Source organism: Calidithermus roseus, assembly GCF_003574095.1.
Classification (GTDB): Bacteria; Deinococcota; Deinococci; order Deinococcales; family Thermaceae; genus Calidithermus; species Calidithermus roseus.
Genome location: NZ_QWLA01000146.1, coordinates 1 through 2,324 on the forward strand (window position 1 = coordinate 1; position 2,324 = coordinate 2,324).

Consider the following 2,324-nt stretch of genomic DNA (forward strand, 5'->3'; position numbering starts at 1 on the left):
GTATGGCCCCCAGCATCGCCACCAGCGGCCCTTTCATGTCCACCGCCCCGCGCCCCCACACCTTCCCGCCCTCGATGACCCCGGCGAAAGGCGGGTGAGGCCAGGCCCCAGGGTCTCCGGCAGGCACCACGTCGATATGCCCGGTGAGCAAGATCTCCGGCTCCTGCGAGCCCAGCACGGCCTCGACGTTCCCTGCCTCGTCCACCTCGGCCTTTAGCCCCAGCTCTTCCAAAAGGCCCACCAGCACCCGCACCGCGCGCTCCTCGTGGCCCGAATAGCTCTCGGCTTGGATCAGCCGCGAAAGGGAGTGTGCCAAATCCATGGGGCATACCTTACTGCATAAGAGCCCTCGCTGGGCAGCGCCACGAGATTGTCGAAGCTCAAACGCCCATGCCCGCCCGTCGCCAGTGACCGACCACCCCTTTGCCAGCCATGGGCTTGCCTGTCCGCCGGGTTTTGGGGAATGCTGGTCCCATGGACCTCGGGGGCGCGCTGCTGGTAATCCTGACCATCGTGGTCCTCGAGGCCGTCCTCTCGGTGGATAATGCCGTCGTTCTGGCGGTGATGGTGCGGCCCCTGGATCCCGACCAGCGGGGTCGGGCGCTGCTGTATGGGCTGCTGGGAGCTTATGGGCTGCGGGCGCTGGTATTGTTCTTCGCCACCGTCATCATCCAGGTGTGGTGGATACAGGTGCTGGGGGGGCTTTACTTGGTCTATCTGGCAATACGACACGCTCTGCACTACAACCGCCGCCGGATCGTGGAGGAAGAACGCCCCCCCGCTCGCCCACCCTCCTTCTGGCGGGTGGTGGTGATGCTCAACGTGGTCGATCTGATCTTCGCCATCGACTCGGTGCTGGTGGTGGTGGCCTTCAGCAAGGTCTTCTGGGTGATCTTCACCGGCGTGGCCATCGGGATCCTGCTCATCCGCCTGGCGGCGGGCTGGATGGTGCGGGTGATGGAGCGCTATCCCCACCTCGAGCAGGTGGCCTACGCGGTGGTGGGCTGGGCCGGGATCAAGCTGGGGATGGAGGGCTGGAGCAAGGCCAGCGACCTCCTGGGGCGGCCCGAGCTGGCTTTGCACGTGCCCCAGGCGGTGTTCTGGGCCGGAACCCTCGGCATCATGCTGGGCGGGGGTTTCCTGGCCTTACGCACGCCCCAGCCGGACCCGGTACAAGATGATGCCCAGCGCGACTGAGGCGTTGAGCGACTCGGCTTCGGGGTGCATGGAAATGCGCAGCAGCTCGTCGCAGCGCTCGGCTACCAGCCGCCGCAAACCCTCGCCTTCCGAGCCGATGACGATGGCCAGGGGCCGCTTGTAATCGAGGGCCTCGAGGTCTTTGGCCGCTTCTCCAGCCGCCCCGTACACCCAAACTCCCCGCTTCTTGAGCTCCTCGAGGTAGCGGGCCATGTTCTTCACCTGCACCAGCGGCAGCTTGAGCGCCGTCCCCGCCGAAGCCTTGAGCACCAGTGCCGAAAGGGGGGCGCTGCGCCTTTCCTCGCTCACCACTCCGTGCGCCCCCAGCGCCAGCGCGCTGCGAATGATGGCCCCGTAGTTGCGCGGGTCGGTGATGCCATCCAGCAGCACCAGTAGCAGGGTTTCCCCCCGCGTTTTCGCCAGCTCGAAGGGGGCTTCGGGATCGGAGAACTTCAGCTCGGCCACCTCGGCGGCGATGCCCTGGTGATGGGTGGTGCGCAGGCGCTGGTCGAGCTCGATGCGCGGCACCTGCTCGTAGTCTGCGTTCAGCTTCTCCAGCTCCCGCAGCAGCCAGGGTTCGACCCCCCTGGCCACCCAAACCCGGCTCACTCGGCCTTCCCTGATGGCTTCTAAAACCGGGTTGCGTCCGTAGATCAGCATAGGCTCCAGTCTAAATCTTTGGGCATTCAGCGTTTTGCCTTCAACGTTGGGCCATCGACCATCGACCCCGCCTCAACCAAACCCGTACAACTCCCTCTGCCACAGCCATTCGGTGACACGCTCGAGCCCCTGGGTCAGGTGGCGGCGGTAGGTGCTGAAGGGCAAGTCGAGCAGTTCGGCGGCGAGTTCCTGGGTGGCGGCGGGCTCGAGGGCGCGGTAGAGCTTGGTGAGCAGTCAACGGTGCCGACGGTGGGTCAATCAAACCCGCCGCCTCTAGAGGCGGCGGGCAGCTGGAAGAAAGCTACTCGCTGGCTACGGGAGAGGGAATTTGGGCAACCTGGTGCTCAGCCAGGTACTTTTCGGCGGCCATGGCAGCCCGGGTGCCCGCCCCCACGCTGGTGGTGAGCTGGCGGTAGACCGGGTCGGCCACGTCCCCCGCGGCGAAGATCCCCGGCACGCTGGTGTAG

General features: G+C 66.1%; 3 protein-coding genes and 1 pseudogene. 1 reads left to right on the forward strand and 3 read right to left on the reverse strand.

Annotation, left to right across the window (positions count from 1 at the left end; all coding sequences use genetic code 11):
- Positions 1-322: M20/M25/M40 family metallo-hydrolase (locus Mrose_RS18175; RefSeq protein WP_119280629.1), on the reverse strand; the 322-nt coding region annotated here is incomplete at its 3' end.
- Between the two features lie 152 nt (positions 323-474).
- Here Mrose_RS18175 and Mrose_RS18180 point away from each other — a divergent pair.
- Positions 475-1,197 (forward strand): TerC family protein, encoded by a 723-nt coding sequence (locus tag Mrose_RS18180; RefSeq protein WP_119280630.1) that lies wholly within the window; start codon positions 475-477, stop codon positions 1,195-1,197.
- On the opposite strand, the gene rlmB is transcribed toward Mrose_RS18180, so the two are convergent.
- Positions 1,147-1,857 (reverse strand): 23S rRNA (guanosine(2251)-2'-O)-methyltransferase RlmB, encoded by a 711-nt coding sequence (gene rlmB, locus Mrose_RS18185; protein ID WP_119280631.1) that lies wholly within the window; start codon positions 1,855-1,857, stop codon positions 1,147-1,149. The genes Mrose_RS18180 and rlmB overlap by 51 nt on opposite strands.
- A gap of 301 nt (positions 1,858-2,158) precedes the next feature.
- Positions 2,159-2,324: pseudogene (locus Mrose_RS19565) on the reverse strand (thioredoxin-disulfide reductase); the annotation flags it as partial.